Annotated in this window: 13 protein-coding genes; 4 read left to right on the top strand and 9 right to left on the bottom strand. The window is 71.4% G+C overall.

All coding sequences use genetic code 11. The features are described 5' to 3' along the window. Positions 1-2: 2 nt before the first annotated feature. Complete coding sequence (locus QSK15_RS18090; protein WP_285795346.1) at positions 3-1,835, bottom strand: DUF6311 domain-containing protein; 1,833 nt, start codon at positions 1,833-1,835, stop codon at positions 3-5. A gap of 219 nt (positions 1,836-2,054) precedes the next feature. Here QSK15_RS18090 and QSK15_RS18085 point away from each other — a divergent pair, with 219 nt between their 5' ends. Further along, a complete protein-coding gene (locus QSK15_RS18085; protein ID WP_285795345.1) occupies positions 2,055-3,278 on the top strand; it encodes an extracellular catalytic domain type 1 short-chain-length polyhydroxyalkanoate depolymerase in 1,224 nt (407 codons plus the stop codon). A gap of 100 nt (positions 3,279-3,378) precedes the next feature. Here the strand turns inward: QSK15_RS18085 and QSK15_RS18080 are convergent, their stop codons facing one another. From QSK15_RS18080 to QSK15_RS18070, 3 genes are all read right to left on the bottom strand, one after another. Beyond that, on the bottom strand, positions 3,379-4,293 hold the full coding sequence (locus tag QSK15_RS18080; RefSeq protein ID WP_285795344.1) for an LLM class flavin-dependent oxidoreductase: 915 nt from the start codon (positions 4,291-4,293) through the stop codon (positions 3,379-3,381). A 168-nt stretch (positions 4,294-4,461) separates the two neighbouring features. After that, positions 4,462-5,361, bottom strand: a complete 900-nt coding sequence (locus QSK15_RS18075) for a TIGR01777 family oxidoreductase (RefSeq protein ID WP_285795343.1) — start codon at positions 5,359-5,361, stop codon at positions 4,462-4,464. Between the two features lie 156 nt (positions 5,362-5,517). Further along, positions 5,518-6,510 carry an aldo/keto reductase gene (locus QSK15_RS18070; protein WP_285795342.1) on the bottom strand — a complete coding sequence of 331 codons (993 nt, stop codon included), beginning with the start codon at positions 6,508-6,510 and terminating at the stop codon, positions 5,518-5,520. A 55-nt stretch (positions 6,511-6,565) separates the two neighbouring features. Here QSK15_RS18070 and QSK15_RS18065 point away from each other — a divergent pair, with 55 nt between their 5' ends. After that, a complete protein-coding gene (locus QSK15_RS18065; protein WP_285795341.1) occupies positions 6,566-6,961 on the top strand; it encodes a MerR family transcriptional regulator in 396 nt (131 codons plus the stop codon). Here the strand turns inward: QSK15_RS18065 and QSK15_RS18060 are convergent. Then, entirely contained in the window at positions 6,958-7,452 is a 495-nt protein-coding gene (locus QSK15_RS18060) for a hemerythrin domain-containing protein (RefSeq protein WP_285795340.1), read from the bottom strand. The genes QSK15_RS18065 and QSK15_RS18060 overlap by 4 nt on opposite strands. A gap of 92 nt (positions 7,453-7,544) precedes the next feature. Further along, positions 7,545-8,882 (bottom strand): low temperature requirement protein A, encoded by a 1,338-nt coding sequence (locus tag QSK15_RS18055; RefSeq protein WP_285795339.1) that lies wholly within the window; start codon positions 8,880-8,882, stop codon positions 7,545-7,547. Positions 8,883-9,034: 152 nt separating this feature from the next. On the opposite strand from QSK15_RS18055, the gene QSK15_RS18050 reads away from it, so the two are divergent. Then, positions 9,035-9,970, top strand: coding sequence for an SDR family NAD(P)-dependent oxidoreductase (locus QSK15_RS18050; RefSeq protein WP_285795338.1), 936 nt, complete (start codon positions 9,035-9,037; stop codon positions 9,968-9,970). A 65-nt stretch (positions 9,971-10,035) separates the two neighbouring features. On the opposite strand, the gene sucB is transcribed toward QSK15_RS18050, so the two are convergent. Both sucB and lpdA read right to left on the bottom strand, forming a co-directional pair. After that, complete coding sequence (sucB, locus tag QSK15_RS18045) at positions 10,036-11,868, bottom strand: 2-oxoglutarate dehydrogenase, E2 component, dihydrolipoamide succinyltransferase (RefSeq protein ID WP_285795337.1); 1,833 nt, start codon at positions 11,866-11,868, stop codon at positions 10,036-10,038. A gap of 66 nt (positions 11,869-11,934) precedes the next feature. After that, positions 11,935-13,326 carry a dihydrolipoyl dehydrogenase gene (gene lpdA, locus QSK15_RS18040; protein ID WP_285795336.1) on the bottom strand — a complete coding sequence of 464 codons (1,392 nt, stop codon included), beginning with the start codon at positions 13,324-13,326 and terminating at the stop codon, positions 11,935-11,937. Between the two features lie 178 nt (positions 13,327-13,504). On the opposite strand from lpdA, the gene QSK15_RS18035 reads away from it, so the two are divergent. Then, positions 13,505-13,834, top strand: coding sequence for a hypothetical protein (locus QSK15_RS18035; protein WP_124777748.1), 330 nt, complete (start codon positions 13,505-13,507; stop codon positions 13,832-13,834). A 47-nt stretch (positions 13,835-13,881) separates the two neighbouring features. On the opposite strand, the gene QSK15_RS18030 is transcribed toward QSK15_RS18035, so the two are convergent. After that, positions 13,882-15,456: a leucyl aminopeptidase gene (locus QSK15_RS18030; RefSeq protein WP_285795335.1), complete on the bottom strand. Its 1,575-nt coding sequence runs from the start codon at positions 15,454-15,456 to the stop codon at positions 13,882-13,884. Between the last annotated feature and the right edge of the window lie 161 nt (positions 15,457-15,617).

The raw sequence follows: 15,617 nt of genomic DNA, 5'->3' as shown, positions 1-15,617 counted from the left end.
GGCTACCGGTCAGCCGGTGGGATCCGCCAGAGCCAGACGTCGTCGACCCGCTGCGGCTCGCCGAACAGGGCGGTGGCGGTGCGCCGCAGCGCCTCCTCGTCCACCTCGAACTTCGCGCCGTGCACCTGGTCGGCGAGCACCACCGTCTCGATGCGCCAGTGCCGCAGGTCCGACTGGACCTCCCGGATCGTTCCGTCGGTGACGATGGGGACCAACCCGGTCCGGCCGGCCTGGTCCATCAACGCGCTCAGGGTGCGCGGCACCGGACCGATCCGGCCCCGCCCGTCCGGCCCGCCGGGGCCGAGGAAGAAGCCGCCCGGAATGGCGAACTCGCCCTGCCGGTGCGACAACGCGTACGCCTGCCACCGCTGGCCGTCCGGGTAGATGTCCACAGTCAGCGGCAGCGGGGTCAGCACCCCGTCGGGTGAGACGTACTCCCGCCAGGTGCCGGAGGTGATGAACTCCGGGATCGGCTCCCGCTCGTCGGTCAGCAGCGGGGTGGGCAGCAGCGGCGCCAGGGCCACCACGAAACCGATCAGCCAGGCCAGTTCCGTGGAGCGGTGCCGCGGTGGTGCGGCGCGCAACTGGTCGATCGTGTATGCCAGCAACAGCCCGACCACCGGCGCGACCACCAGTGCCAGCCGGGCCGGTAGCGCGGCGTTCACCACCGGCAGTTGGCCGAGCAGGTCGAACGGCATGGGGAGGTCGGTGCGTCGGCCGTCGACCTTGGCGACCGGACCGAAGGAGAGCACCGTGAAGATCAGCGCGACGACGCCCAACGCCCAGAGGGTGGCCCGGCGGTGCGCGTCGGCCCGCCGCCAGAGCGCGATGAAGCAGACCACTGTGAGAACCAGCAGCGGGATGCCGAAGAACGAGTTCTCCTCGGTCGGGTTCGGTGCCAGCGAGGTGCCCAACCCGACCTCACCGGCCAGCGAGCGCCGCGGGAAGGCGGCGAACGCCGCGATGTCCTCGGAGTGGATCACCGGGTCGAAGCCGGTGCCGTGGAACCGTTGTGGCCCGGCGAAGTGCAACCACAGCGGGTACGACAACAGCACCCCGGCGACCACTGCGGTCACCCCGAGACCGCGCAGGAAGTCGGGCAGCGCGGTGCGCGCCTCGGCCCGGTTGGCCGGGTGCAGCGCCCAGATGGCGACGAACACGCCCAGCGCCAGCGCGGTGAAGAAGAGCCCCTCGGCGGCGATCGAGAAGGCCACCGCGACCAGCACGCCGAGGATCACCCCGTCGCGGAGCCAGTGCCCCGGGCGGCGCAGCGCGAACAGCCGCCAGATCAACAGCGGCACCAGCCAACCGGCGGTCCAGTTCAGGTGCGCGTTGGCGTGCGACACCATGCCGGGGGAGTAGGCGATGAACAGCGCGCCCACCCCGGCGGCCAGCTGGCTGCGGACCAGGTGCCGCGACAGCAGCCAGTACCAGGCCAACGCCGTGGCGAGCAGGTTCAGGGTGAGGATCACCAGGAACGTCGCCGGCGGCCCGATCAGGTACGTGAGCGGGGCGAAGACCACCGCGTACACGGTGACCGTCGTGTTGACCGCGAGGTTCACGCCGTCCGGAACGTTGATCAGGTGGGTGAAGAGCGGGTTCTCCCCGTGGGTGACCGCGTGCCCGCCGAAGGCGAGCAGCCACTCGAACAGCGCCTGGTCGCTGGAGTTGACGGTGATGGTCCGCACGTTCGGGTCCCGCCACAGCCCACTGGTCACCCAGACGGCGAGCGCGAGCGCCACCAGCACGACGATCAGGTCGGCCCGGCGGTTCCGGACGGCGCGCGGCGGTGACGCGGGTGCGGGCCCGGTGGCCAGCGACGGGGAGGACGGCACGCAGCGGACGTTACCAACCGGACCTGGACGGGCCGGTCAGACCTGCAAGGACGGGACCGTTGGGGACGGATTAGGTCCGCCTCGTCGATGGTTCGGCGTACACAGCGCCCGTCGTGAATGTGTGAGTGTGCGCCATGTCATAGCGGCGACACACCGTCGTAACGTCTCGGCAACTCGACCGTGACCCAGTTCACAGTCCGCCCCCCTCAGGAGGCCGCCGTGCGCCGCTCCTCGTCCATCCTCACCCGGCTGCTCGGTGCGGTCGCCGGGGTCGCCCTCGCCGCCGCGGGCGTGGTCGCCATCGCCGCACCCGCCCAGGCCGCCACCCTCACCCAGGTCACCGGTTTCGGCTCCAACCCCGGCAACCTCGCCATGTACGCCTACCGGCCGGACAACCTGCCGGCCAACTCCCCCGCGGTCGTCCTGCTGCACGGGTGTACGCAGAACGCCTCCGGCTACTTCGCCAACTCCGGCTGGCAGAAGTACGCCGACCAGTGGAAGTTCGCCCTGATCGTCGCCCAGCAGCCGTCCGGCAACAACGCCAACTCCTGCTTCAACTTCTTCGAGGCGGGGGACACCACCCGAGGCCAGGGCGAGGCGCTGTCGATCAAGCAGATGGTCGACCACGCCAAGGCGAACTTCGGGGTGAACGGCTCCCGGGTGTACGTCAGCGGGCTCTCCGCGGGCGGGGCGATGAGCGCGGTCATGCTCGCCACCTACCCGGACGTCTTCGCCGCCGGGTCGATCATCGCGGGCATCCCGTACCGCTGCGCCACCAGCATGGTCAACGCGTTCAGCTGCATGAACCCGGGTGCGGACAAGACCCCGGCAGCCTGGGGCGACCTGGTCCGTGGCGCGTACTCCGGCTACACCGGCCCGCGCCCGCGGGTGGCGATCTGGCACGGCACCTCGGACACCACTGTCACCCCGCTCAACGGCACCGAGTCCCGCGACCAGTGGACCAACGTCCGGGGCGTGTCGCAGACCCCGACCAGCACCTCGTCTCTGCCCGGCAACACCAGCCTCGAGGTGTACGGCAACGACGACGTGCGGCTCTACCGGATCTCCGGGATGGGCCACGGCACCCCGGTCGACCCGGGCTCCGCAGCCGAACAGTGCGGCACCGCCGGGGCGTACTTCCTGGACACCATCTGCTCGACGTACCGTGACGCGCTCTTCTTCGGTCTGAACGGCGGCGGCACCGGCCCGACCCCCACCCCGACGGTCACGCCGACGCCGACGGTCACCCCGACCCCGACCCCGACCACGCCCGCGACCTGCGTGACGGCCAGCAACTACGCGCACGTGACGGCCGGTCGGGCGTACCAGTCCGGCGGCTACGCCTACGCCAACGGCTCCAACCAGCGGATGGGCCTCTACAACACCTTCTACACCACCGCCCTCAAGCAAACCGCCCCCAACCACTGGGTGATCGGCTGCTGAGCCCACCCCCAGCCCTTGTTGATCAAGAGGTTTGCGTCATCCGGAAGCCGGAACCTGACGCAAACCTCTTGATCAACGCCGGTGTCAGGGGATCAGGGGATCAGGTCAGCCGGGCCAGGACCGGCGCGAGCGGATCCAGCGCGTCGCGGCGGACCACGAACCGGGTCACCCCCCAGCGCTTCTCGTGCTCGGCGACCGCCGTGACGATCTCGTCCACCGTGCCGATCAGCACGAACGGAGTGGCCAGCAGTTCGGCGACGGTCATTCCGGTGCGCCGGGCCTGCTCCGCGGCGGCAGCCTCCGCGTCGTCGGTGACCACCACCGTCTGCACCAGCGCCTCCAGCGCCGGCGGATCGGCCCGGCCGGCTGCGCCGGCGGCCACGCAGGCCAGCTGCGCCTCGATCTGGTCGGCCTGCCAACGGGCCTCATGCTGGTGGCCGTCGGCGAGGGTACGTCCGAACCCGGTCAGCCCGACCACGTCGGCGTGCGCGCCGGCCCACCGCAGCAGCGTCGAGTTCGCCGTACCCATCGTGAGCGGAATCCGCTTCTGCACCGGCCGGGGCTCGCGCAGCACCGCCTCGCGCATCGTCAGCTCGGCCGTGTCGACCGTGACCGCGGCGCCGTCGAGCAGGGTGCGGACCGCCTCGGCGACGGCCACGCAACGGCGGACCCGACCGGCCACGTCGGGGCGTTCCCGGCCCACCGCGCGCCACTCCGCCGGGGTGTGACCGGCGCCGACACCGAGCCGGGCCCGTCCATTGGAGATCAGATCGAGGGTGGCCACGTCGGCCGCGAGCAGCATCGGTTCCCGTACGCCGAGGTTTGACACGTACGAGCCGAGCCCGATCGTCGAGGTGACCGGGGCGGCGGCGGCCAGCGCCACGAACGGTGACGTCACGTCGCCAGGGTGGTCGGCGGCGAGCAGAGCGTCGAAGCCGGCAGTTTCGGCCCGGCGGGCCAGCTCGGCCCAGCTCGCCGCGTCGGTCGGGGTCGCTTGGAGGGAGAAAGTCGCCATCGGTCCAGCTTCGGCCGACGCCGGCCCACTGACCGCAGTTTTCTGCCGAGGGCCGAACAACCCGGGGTGGGCGGGACCCCCAGCCCTCTGTCGATCAAGAGGTTTGCGTCATCCGGAAGCCGGAACCTGACGCAAACCTCTTGATCATCGCCGATGGCGGCGGGGTGGTCAGGGGGTCAGGGCTGCTGTGAGGGCTTGGGGGAGGGTGGGGTGCTGGTAACGGTAGGCGGCTCGGGTGAGGACGCCCGGGAGGACGCGGGTGCTGGTGAGGGCCTCGTGCGCGAAACCGCCGAGGACCACCTTGAGCGCCAGCGCGGGGATCGGGATGATCGCCGGGCGGTGCAACTGCCGGGCCAGTTCCCGGGTGAACTCGGCGTTCGTCACCGGGTTCGGTCCCACCACGTTCACCGGGCCGGCGATGTCGTCGTGGTCGAGCAGGAAGCGGGTCGCGTCCAGCCAGTCAGCCATCGAGATCCACGGCAGCCACTGCCGGCCGCTGCCCAGCCGTCCGGCGATACCCAGCTTGAACGGCAGCAGTTGCGGCTTGAGCAGCCCGCCCTCGCGGTCCAGTGGCAGGCCGGTCCGCAGCCGGACCACGCGTACCCCGGCGTCCTCGGCCGGCCGGGTCGCGGCCTCCCACACCCGGCAGACGTCGGCCAGGAAGCCCTCGCCGGCCGGCGCGTCCTCCTCGACCGCCCGGTCGCCGGTGTTGCCGTACCAGCCCACGGCCGACGAGTTGAGCAGCACCCGGGGTCGGTCCGCGGCGGGCAGCCCGGCGATGGTGGTCGCCAGCGTGGTGGTGCTGTCCACCCGGCTGGTGCGGATCAACCGGCGGTAGTCGTCGTCCCAGCGCTTGTCGCCGACGCCCGCGCCGGCCAGGTTGATGACCGCGTCGGCCTCGGCGACGACTGCCGGGTCGAGTTGCCCGGCAGTGGGGTCCCACTGCCGCTGCTGCGGGTCGCGCGGCGACCGACGGACCAGCCGGGTGATCTGGTGCCCGTCGGTGGTGAGCCGGTCGGCCAGCCGGGTGCCGAGGAAGCCGGACGCGCCGGCCAGAAGGATCCGCATACCCCCATCTTCGTCCAAACCCCCACCCGTGGACGCACGCCCCGGCCCCACCCCTCGTCGATCTTGCACTTTCTGTTGCCGTTATGCCCCGACACGTCCTTTTTTCGGCGCAGCAAATGCAAGATCGACGGGGCCGGGGCCCGGGATCAGGGCGGGTCAGGGGGTGGGGCGCAGGTCGGCGAGCAGGCGTTCCACCTCGGCGTACGACTCCGGGCTCAGCGGGCCCAGTTCCAGGGTGGCCAGGTTCTCGTCGGCCTGGGCCACCGTGCGCAGGCCGGGGATCGGCACGGTACGGGGGCTGCGCGCCAGCAGCCACCCGAGCGCGCCCTGCGCCAGGGTGCGCCCGTCGGCGGTAAGCGCCGCGCGGACCTCGTCGACCCGGGCCGCCCAGCGTGGTGTCGGCCGGCCGTCGGTGAACCACTCCAGCCACTCCGGCGCCCGTCCGCGCACATCATCCGCCCCGACCGCCCGGGTCGATCCGGTGAGCAGTCCCATCGCCAACGGCCCACGGTTGAGGCTGGCCAGGTCATGTTTGTCGCAGACCGCCAGCACCGCCGCGTTGTCGCGCAGCACCGACTCGTCGTGCTGGATCGCGGCGCAGTGCGGGCCGGCAGCCGCGAACGCCTGCGCCGAGGCGGGGTCGTCGGTGCTCCAGCCGTACGCCCGGATCTTGCCCTGGTCGACCAGGCCCTCCAAGGTGTCGACCAGATCGAGCGCGGCGGGGACCGGCAGTGCATTGAGGTGCAGTTGGTAGAGGTCCACGTAGTCGGTGCCGAGCCGGCGCAGCGAGTCCTCCAGGCTGCGCACGGCGAACGCCGGGCTGGCGTCGGTGCCGAGTGCCCGCCGGGCGCTCTCCTCGCTGACGTTGCCGAACTTGGTGGCGATCACCACGCTGTCCCGTCGCCCGGCCACCGCTCGGCCGAGGATCCGTTCGCTGTGTCCGGCGCCGTAGTTGCTGGCGGTGTCGAACAGGGTCACCCCAAGTTCGAGCGCCCGGTGGATGGTGCGGATCGACTCGGCGTCGTCCACCTCACCCCAGCCGAACGGCTGCCCGTCGTCACCCCAGAGCGGGCCGCCGATGGCCCAGCATCCCATTCCGATAGCGCTCACCGTGATGCCGCTGCGTCCCAGCGTCCGTGTCGTCGTCATGGTCACCAGCCTCCAACCTGGAGCGCGCTCCAGGTCAAGCACTACCATCTCGCGAATGAGCGGTTACGCCCCCTCGGAGGCCGCCCGCCGCAGCGGCTTCAGCCTGGACACCCTGCGGTACTACGAGAAGATCGGCCTGCTCGCCGACGTGGAGCGGACGGCGGGCGGGCAGCGGGTCTTCACCGACGACGACCTCGGCTGGCTCGAATTGTTCCGGTGTCTGCGCGACACCGGGATGCCGATCGCGCAGATGCGCCGCTACGCGCAACTGGCCCGCGAGGGCGACCACACCGTCGACGAGCGTTGTGAGCTGCTGCGACACCACGCGGTACGGGTCGAGGAGCAGATGCGCCTGCTCCAAGACCAGTACGAGCACCTCCGGGAGAAGATCCGCTACTACGAGCGACTGCCCGCCGCCGCCCCCGGCCCGGAGGTCGGACACGGCACCTAGCGGGGATCGGGGACGTGCGGCGGCGCGGTCAGGCCGAGCAGCTGTTCGGTCGTTCCGGATCGACCGGTGAGCGCGTTCAGCGCGGTGACCAGCCGCTTCTCCTCGTAGCGGAAGTGCGATTCGAGCAGGGCGGCCAGCCCGCCCAACTCGGCGCGCACCTGGGCGACCGGCACCGCCGCGTCGCCGCCCAGCAGTGCCTCGACCCGTTCCAGGATCCCCGCCACCACCTCGTGGTCGGTGATCAGGTTGTCGATGACCGGGCGCAGTTCGGGGACCTCCTCGGCCAGCAGCCGGAACGCGCCCGCGTCCTCGCCGGTGTGGTGTCGCCCGAGCGCGGCGCAGAAGGTCAGGCAGTGCGCCCGCAGGTCCCGTGACGGGGTGTCGAGGCTGTCCTGTAACCGGGCCAGTTCCGCGCTGAGCCAGAGGTGGATCTCGATCATCTGATTGCCGACGGCGGCGAGCCGGCCGGCCGGTGACGTGGGTGGGTGCACGTTCGTCCCATGCTGTCCCCGCGCCTCCATGCCCACGGCGGCCTTCGTGCCGGGTACACCGCGACGCTGCGCCGGATCCTATACCGGCCGCGTCACGGCGTGGTGGGCTCGTCGGTCTCCCGGACGTCGTGCCAGCGCGCCCGCCAGCCGGCCTCGTGGGCCTCGTGGCTGGTCCGTTCCTGGAAGACGGCGGCCCGCAACGCGTGCCGGGATTGCGACATGACCGTCACCTCCACGGCCACCAGCGCCACGCAGATCACTGTCGCGAGGGTGAGCGCGCCCAGCGCCGGCAGGTGCTGGCCGACCGGGAGGGCCGCGGTGAGCACCAGGATGACGCCGATGCGGGTCCACGTGACGGTGTGCAGGGTGCGCAGCTGAAAGAGCAGGTTGACGGCGAAGTAGCAGATCAGCCCGCCGAAGAGCATCGGCACCGCCGGCCCCTCGATCTTCTCCGCGATCCCGCCGGCCGGGTCGGTGATCTTGTGCAGGATCTCCTCGTTGCCGATCGAGAAGAGGATCACCCCGGCGATCATCGGCAGGTAGAGGTACGCGTACGCGTCGCGGGCCATCGCCACCCGGGGGGCACCCTCCGCCGCGTGCAGTGCGATCCGGGCGGCCGGCCCGATGAAGTCGAAGTGCGCCCACCAGAGGGCGGCGGTGACCACGATGCCGAGCGCGGCGGCGGCGACCGCCGGCCAGGTGACCGGCTTGCCGAGCAGATTGCCGCCCACCCCCGTGGAAATGATCGACTCGCCCAGGGCGATGATCAGGATGAGGTCGTAGCGTTCCGTCCAGTGCTCGGCGCTGGTCACCCCCCAGCCCCAGGTCCCGACGATGAAGCCGGTCGCGTACTGCACCACCACCACGGTGATCCACAGCCCGTCGCGGACCATGGCGGCACGGTCGGGGTCGCTGATCTGAGCTGGGATGAGGGCGGCGGCCAGCAGCAGCACGATGCTCACCGTCAACTCCGGGGCGAACCGCCGCAGTTGCCGGCGCTCCTGCGGGCTGTCCCGTACCACATGCTGATAAAGGATCATGTGTACGGCCCGGACGACGACGTAGCTGATGGCCACCAGCATCGGGCCGGCGGCGCTCCCCTTCGGGTCGCTGAACGCCTGCGGAAGCGCCAGGGCGAACGCGAACAGGGCGACCATCGCGATCACCATGAGCACCGGCACGTAGCCCTCGCCGAGCCGGACCCGGGTGGCGACCAGGCTGTGCACCACCCAGATCCACCAGAGCACGGCGAGCACCAGGCCGGCGTGCAGCAGTTGCCGCCCGGAGATGTTCGCCGCAGTCGCCCGGGTGATGATGAAGAACGAGAAGACGAAGACCAGGTCGAAGAAGACCTCGAACTTGTCCACCCGCGCCCCGGGGGCGATCGGCACGGCCGGTCCCAGCTGTCCACCCCGCCGGTAGCCGCCCACGTCCCAACTCTGGCAGCGTTCGGGCTGGTCGGAGGGTCGAACGGCGATGGCGACGGGTCCAGCGTTACCACCGGCCCGGGTCGGGGAAACACCGGGACCGCGGCCTCCCGCAGCGGGCCGGCCGGTCCACCCCACCCAAACAAGGATGGACAATGACGACGAACAATCCGATCAGCACCCCATTCGCTCATGACTCCACGGCGATGGACGTGATCAAGGGCGTGGACCTCGTCGGGCGGCGGGCGGTCGTCACCGGCGGGTCCTCCGGGATCGGCGTGGAGACCGCCCGCGCCCTGGCCAGCGCCGGCGCGGCGGTCACCCTCGCGGTCCGTAACCCCGACGCGGGCCAGCAGGCCGCCAACGACATCACCGGCACCACCGGCAACGACCGGGTCCTGGTCGCCCCGCTGGACCTCGCCGATCAGGGTTCGGTCGCCGACTTCGTGGCCAACTGGGACGGCCCGCTGCACATCCTGGTCAACAACGCCGGCATCATGGCCGCGCCCCTGTCCCGGACCCCGCAGGGCTGGGAGATGCAGTTCGCCACCAACCACCTGGGGCACTTCGCGCTCGCCACCGGGCTGCACCGGGCTCTCGCGGCCGCCGACGGGGCCCGGATCGTCTCGGTCAGTTCCGCCGCCCACCTGCGCTCACCGGTGGTCTTCGAGGACATCCAGTACGACCAGCGGGAGTACGAGCCGTGGCAGGCGTACGGGCAGTCCAAGACGGCCAACGTGCTCTTCGCCGTGGAGGCCACCCGCCGTTGGGCCGACGACGGCATCTTCACCAACTCGCTGATGCCCGGCGCGATCCAGACCAACCTCCAGCGCTACGTCAGCAAGGAGGAACTGGACCGCATGCGCGCGGGCAACGCGGCGGCCTGGAAGACGGTCGAGCAGGGTGCCGCCACCTCGGTGCTGGTCGCCGCGTCGCCGCTGCTGGACGGCGTGGGCGGGCGCTACTTCGAGGACTGTCAGCAGGCTGCCCCGGCCCAGCCCGGCGGGCGGACGGGCGTCGCCGAGTACGCGCTGGACCCGGAGGCCGCCGAGCGGCTCTGGCAGGTCTCCACCGCACTGCTCAAGGGCTGAGCAGCACAGCGCAAAGGGGCGCCCCGGTCCTCGACCGGGGCGCCCCTTTCGGCGGTGCGGATGGATCAGGCCAGGCCCAGCTCCGACTCGAAGTTGCCGGCCTCCAGCCGCTCCTTGACCGCGGTCAGGAAGCGGGCCGCGTCAGCGCCGTCGATCAGGCGGTGGTCGTAGGACATGGCCAGGTAGACCATCGACCGGACCGCGATGACCTCGCCCAGCTCCGGGTCGTTGACCACGACCGGACGCTTCACCACGGCACCCGTACCGAGCATCGCCGACTGCGGCGACGGCACGATCGGGGTGTCGAAGAGCGCACCCCGGCTGCCGGTGTTGGTCAGCGTGAAGGTCGCCCCGGCCATCTCGTCCGGGGTGATCTTGTTGGCCCGGGTGCGCTCGGCCAGGTCGGCGACCCGCTTGGCGATGCCGCCCATGTTGAGGTCACCGGCGTTGTGGATGACCGGCACGAGCAGCCCGCGCTCGGTGTCCACGGCGATGCCGAGGTGCTCGGCGGCCGGGTAGGTGATGGTGCCGCCCTCCAGGTCCATGCTGGCCTGGATGATCGGGTGGGTCTGCAGCGCCTCGACGGCGGCGAGGGCGAAGAACGGCAGGAAGGACAGCTTCACGCCGTGCTTGGCCTGGAACGAGTCCTTGGCCTTGGCCCGCAGCTTGGCGACCTTGGTGACGTCGACCTCGACGACGGTGGTCAGCTGCGCCGTCTCGTGCAGCGACTGCTGCATCCGCTTGGCGATCGTCGCCCGGATCCGCGGCAGCTTCTCCGTGGTGCCCCGCTTGGCGCTCGGCTGCGGCTTCGCGGCCGGCTTGGCGGCAGCCGCCGACGGCGCGGCGGCGGGGGCCGGTGCGGCGGCAGGAGCAGCCTTGGCGGCCTTGGCCTGCTCGGCCGCGTCGAGGACGTCCTGCTTGCGGATCCGACCACCCACGCCGGTGCCGTTCAACGCGGCCAGGTCGACGCCGTGCTCGCTGGCCAGCTTGCGTACCAGCGGAGTCACGTACCCGGCGGCCTCGTCGCCGGCACCCGGCGCCGGTGCGGACGGGCGCGGTGGCGTCGAGGTGGCGGCGGCCGGCTGCGCGGCCTGCTCCGTCTTGGCCGGCTGCGCCGAGCTCTCGGTCTCCGCGGCGGGCTCGTTGTACGACATGCCGGGGGTCGGCTCCTCGACCTTCGGCTCCGGCTTCGGCTCGGCCTTCGGCGCCGGCTTGGCCTCCGCCTTCGGCTCGGGCTGCGCCTGGGCGGGGGCCGCGCCGGCAACGCCGATGATCGCCAGGTCGGCACCGACCGCCGCGGTCTCGTCCTCGGCGACCTTGATCTCCAACACCGTGCCGGCGACCGGCGACGGAATCTCGGTGTCCACCTTGTCGGTGGAGACCTCCAGCAGCGGCTCGTCGACCTCGATGGTCTCGCCGACCTGCTTCAGCCAGCGGGTGACCGTACCCTCGGTGACGCTCTCACCCAGCGCGGGCATCTTCACCGCGGTGCCCTCGCCCGACGAGGCGGCGGCCGGAGCCGGCGCCTCGGCCGGTGCCTCGTCCTGGGCCACCTCGGCGGCGGTGCCCTCGGCGGCGGCCGTCGGCTCGGCGGCCGGCTCGACCGCCTCGGCCGGAGCCTGCTCCTGCGGCGCGGCCTCGCCACCGCCGGTCGACTCGCCCTCACCGGCGATGACAGCCAGCTCGCTGCCGACCTCGGCGGTCTCGTCCTCGCCGACCACGATCCGGCTCAGCACGCCCGCCGCGGGCGACGGGATCTCGGTGTCGACCTTGTCGGTCGAGACCTCGAGCAGGGGCTCGTCAACCTCGACCGTGTCGCCCTCCTGCTTGAGCCAGCGAGTGACGGTGCCCTCGGTGACGCTCTCGCCGAGCCGGGGCATGGTGACCGATACCGGCATTTTCTGAGACTCCTTCATTCCCCTGGTGGGATCTTCGCCCGTCGCCGGACGCCGCGGTTTGGATGATCAGGCGTGCGAGTGCAGCGGCTTGCCGGCGAGGGCCAGGTGCGCCTCGCCCAGGGCCTCGTTCTGGGTCGGGTGGGCGTGCACGAGCTGGGCGACCTCGGCCGGGTACGCCTCCCAGTTGTAGATGAGCTGCGCCTCACCGATCAGCTCGCCCACCCGGGCGCCGATCATGTGGACGCCGACCACCGGACCGTCCTCGACCCGGACCAGCTTCACGAACCCGGTGGTCTTGAGGATCTGGCTCTTGCCGTTGCCACCCAGGTTGTAGTTGTACGTCTTGACCTTGTCGGCGCCGTACTGCTCCTTGGCCTTCGCCTCGGTGAGACCCACCGACGCCAGCTCCGGGTCGCAGTAGGTGACGCGCGGGATGCCGACCTCGTCGATCACGGCCGGGGTCTGGCCGGCGATCTCCTCGGCCACGAAGATGCCGTGCTGGAAGCCCCGGTGCGCGAGCTGGAGGCCGGGCACGATGTCGCCGACCGCGTACACGTTCGGCACGCTGGTACGCAGCCGCTCGTCGGTCAGCACGTAGCCACGGTCCATCTTGACGCCCTGCTCCTCGTACCCGAGGTTGGCGGTGTTCGGGCCGCGACCGACGGCGACCAGCAGCAGCTCGGCCTCGACGGTCTCGCCGCCCTGAATGGTCAGCTTGACGCCGTTGTCGGTCTTCTCGACCTTCTCGAACGGCTTGCCGACCTTGAAGTTGATCTTACGCTTGCGGAACGCCCGCTCCAGCGCCTTCGACGACTCCTCGTCCTCGGCGGCGACCAGCCGGGGCAGCGCCTCGACGATCGTCACGTCCACACCGAAGGACTTCCACACGCTGGCGAACTCGACGCCGATGACGCCGCCACCGAGCACGATCACCGACGACGGCACCCGGTCCATCGTGAGCGCGTGGTCGCTGGTGATGATCCGCTCTCCGTCGATCTCCAGGCCGGGCAGGCTCTTGGCGTACGAGCCGGAGGCCAGGACGATGTTGCGGCCGGTGTAGCGCTTGCCGTCCACCTCGACGACGTTCTTGCCGACCAGCTTGCCGTGGCCCTCGACGATGGTGATCGCCTTGTTGCCCTTCAACATGCCCTGCAGGCCCTTGTACAGCCGGGCGATCACGCCGTCCTTGTACGAGTTCACGCCGGCCATGTCGATGCCGATCAGCTCGGCCTTCACGCCGAACTGCTCCGACTCGCGGGCCTGGTCGGCGATCTCGGCCGCGTGCAGCAGGGCCTTCGTCGGGATGCAGCCGTTGTGCAGGCACGTCCCGCCGAGCTTGCCCTTCTCGATCAGGGCGACCTTCAGACCCAGCTGGACGGCGCGCAGCGCGGTCGCGTAGCCGCCGCTGCCACCTCCGAGAATCACAATGTCGAAGGTCGCTTCGTTCGGCTCGCTCACGTCCAACTCCCAGGTCGCGTCGCTGCATCGGGGGTCACAGAGGTGTAACACGGACACACCCCACCTCGGTCATCTTGTCACCACTGAGCACAGGGTGCGTAGTGAGGTGCCCAACGACACGTCATCGACACGTACCCTTGGCACCGTTGTCGATGACGCACGGTGGGAGAGAGATCCGGTGGGGTTGTTCCGGCGCCGCAAACAGGCGGCTGTGCCGAGCCGTGACCGTGCCGCCGATCGTGGCGATCTGGACCATCTGGAGAACTTCATCCGGAGTCGGCGCGGCGTCGAGGCGTACATCGAGCCGCGGACGACCGTGACGGAGACCACCGTCATCCTGATCGCCGACGACGGCGAGTGGACCCGCCGCCGGATCGACGGGCCGGACGGGGCGCGACGCTTCGCGTACCGGATGGGCATCCCGGTGTACGACGTCCGGCTGATGGGCTACCCGCAGCGGATGCGCGACTTCAACGAGCGCCGCAAGCGCCGGCCCGAGGGGTACTGAGAAGGGGCCCCCGGTGTCGACCGGAGGCCCCCTCGATGTCCGTCGCGTCAGCCGTTGGCGGCGACATCCTCGACGAGCTGCACCAGGGTGCGGACCGGAACGCCGGTGCCGCCCTTGGTCCAGTAGCCGGTCGGCTCGCCCGAGTGGTAGCCCGGCCCGGCGATGTCGATGTGCGCCCAGGCCACGTCGTCGGCCACGAACTCACGCAGGAACACGCCGCCCTGCAGCATGTGACCGGCCCGGTCCATGCCGGCGTTGACCTGCGAGATGTCCGCCACATCCGACTCCATGCCCTTACGGACGTCGTCGGGCAGCGGCATCGGCCAGGCCGGCTCGCCGACGGCGTCGCCGGCCACCTTCACCCGGTCACACAGCTCCGGGGTGCCCATCACGCCGGCCACCCGCTTGCCCAGCGCGATGACCTGGCCGCCGGTCAGGGTGGACGTCTCGAACAGGTAGTCGGTGCCGTCCGCGCAGGCGCGGGCGATGGCGTCGCCCAGGATCATCCGGCCCTCGGCGTCGGTGTTGAGCACCTCGACCCGCTTGCCGTTGAACATGGTGATCACGTCACCCGGCCGGTAGCTGGTGCCCGAGGGCATGTTCTCCGCCATCGGCAGGTACGCGCTGACCGCCACCGACGGCTTCAGCGCGGCGATCGCCAGCATGGTCGCGCCCACCGCGGCGGCGCCCGCCATGTCGGACTTCATCTCCCACATGCCCTGCGCCGGCTTGATCGAGATGCCGCCGGTGTCGAAGGTGATGCCCTTACCGACCAGCGCGACCCGCTTGCCGTTGCCACCGCCCTGCGGGGTGTAGGTCAGCTTCACCAGCCGCGGCGGGGCCTCCGAGCCCTGCCCGACCGCGACGATGCCGCCGTACCCGCCGGCGGCCAGCGCCGCCTCGTCCAGCACCTCGACGTCGAGACCCGCCTCGCGCGCCGCGCTCGCCACCGCGTCGGCGAACGACGGCGGACGCAGCTGGTTCGGCGCGGTGTTCACCCAGTCCCGGCTGAGCCGGACCGCGCCCGCCACCGCCTGCGCCCGGGCGACCTCCGCCTGGGCGTCCGCGTCGCCGGCGTCCGGCACCGCGATGAGCACCTCGGCCACCGGCTCCCGCCGGGTCGGCTGGGGCCGGGTCTTGTAGCCGGCGAACCGGTACCCACCCAGCAGCGCACCCTCGGCGACCGCCCGCAGCTCGGCCGACGTGTCCGCGTCGTCCGGCAGCGGCAGCGCCAGCGCGACGGTGCGCGCGCCGGCCAGGGCCCGGATCGCGGCACCGGCGGCCCGGCGCAGCGTCTCCGGGGCCGGTGCGGCGCCCGACGGCTCCGGGCCGAGCCCGACCGCGGTGACCAGCGGGGCGGTCACGGTGCCCAGGGTGGCCAGCTTGATGACCTCACCCGGCCCGCCGGTCGCGCCGAGCAGCGCGAGCGTCTCGGTCAGCTTGCCGTCGAACGCGGCCGCGATGCTCTCCGCGCCGCTGGCGAGCAGCAGGGTGCCGGCGAGGCCGCTGGTGGCGCCCTGCTCTCCGGTCTGGCTGTGCACGCCGATCACGATCGCGTCGACGGCGAGCTCGGCCGGGTCGGTGTCGACCAGGCTCAGGTTGGTGGTGCGGGGTGATGTCACTGAAGCTACTCCGGGCGGGCCGGGCCGGTCGCGGCGTCGCGTACCAGCGGTGAAGGTCTCCGGCGGAACCTACCTGCCGGACGTCATGGCTGTCCCGCCGACGGCGCCAGCGGGCTCCCGCCGATGCTAACCAGCGACGTTGCCCCCGGTAAGTTGCCACC

Source organism: Micromonospora sp. NBRC 107095, from assembly GCF_030269705.1.
Lineage (GTDB): Bacteria > Actinomycetota > Actinomycetes > Mycobacteriales > Micromonosporaceae > Micromonospora > Micromonospora parva.
Note: the sequence above shows the minus strand (reverse complement) of the source record. Positions and strands in the feature narration are given on the sequence as shown.

Bases quoted from the DNA above. Each gene is read 5' to 3' on its own strand.
- QSK15_RS18080 (WP_285795344.1), bottom strand. From the start codon at position 4,293: ATGGCGACTTTCTCCCTCCAAGCGACCCCGACCGACGCGGCGAGCTGG.
- QSK15_RS18075 (WP_285795343.1), bottom strand. From the start codon at position 5,361: ATGCGGATCCTTCTGGCCGGCGCGTCCGGCTTCCTCGGCACCCGGCTG.
- QSK15_RS18070 (WP_285795342.1), bottom strand. From the start codon at position 6,510: ATGACGACGACACGGACGCTGGGACGCAGCGGCATCACGGTGAGCGCT.
- QSK15_RS18065 (WP_285795341.1), top strand. From the start codon at position 6,566: ATGAGCGGTTACGCCCCCTCGGAGGCCGCCCGCCGCAGCGGCTTCAGC.
- QSK15_RS18050 (WP_285795338.1), top strand. From the start codon at position 9,035: ATGACGACGAACAATCCGATCAGCACCCCATTCGCTCATGACTCCACG.
- sucB (WP_285795337.1), bottom strand. From the start codon at position 11,868: ATGCCGGTATCGGTCACCATGCCCCGGCTCGGCGAGAGCGTCACCGAG.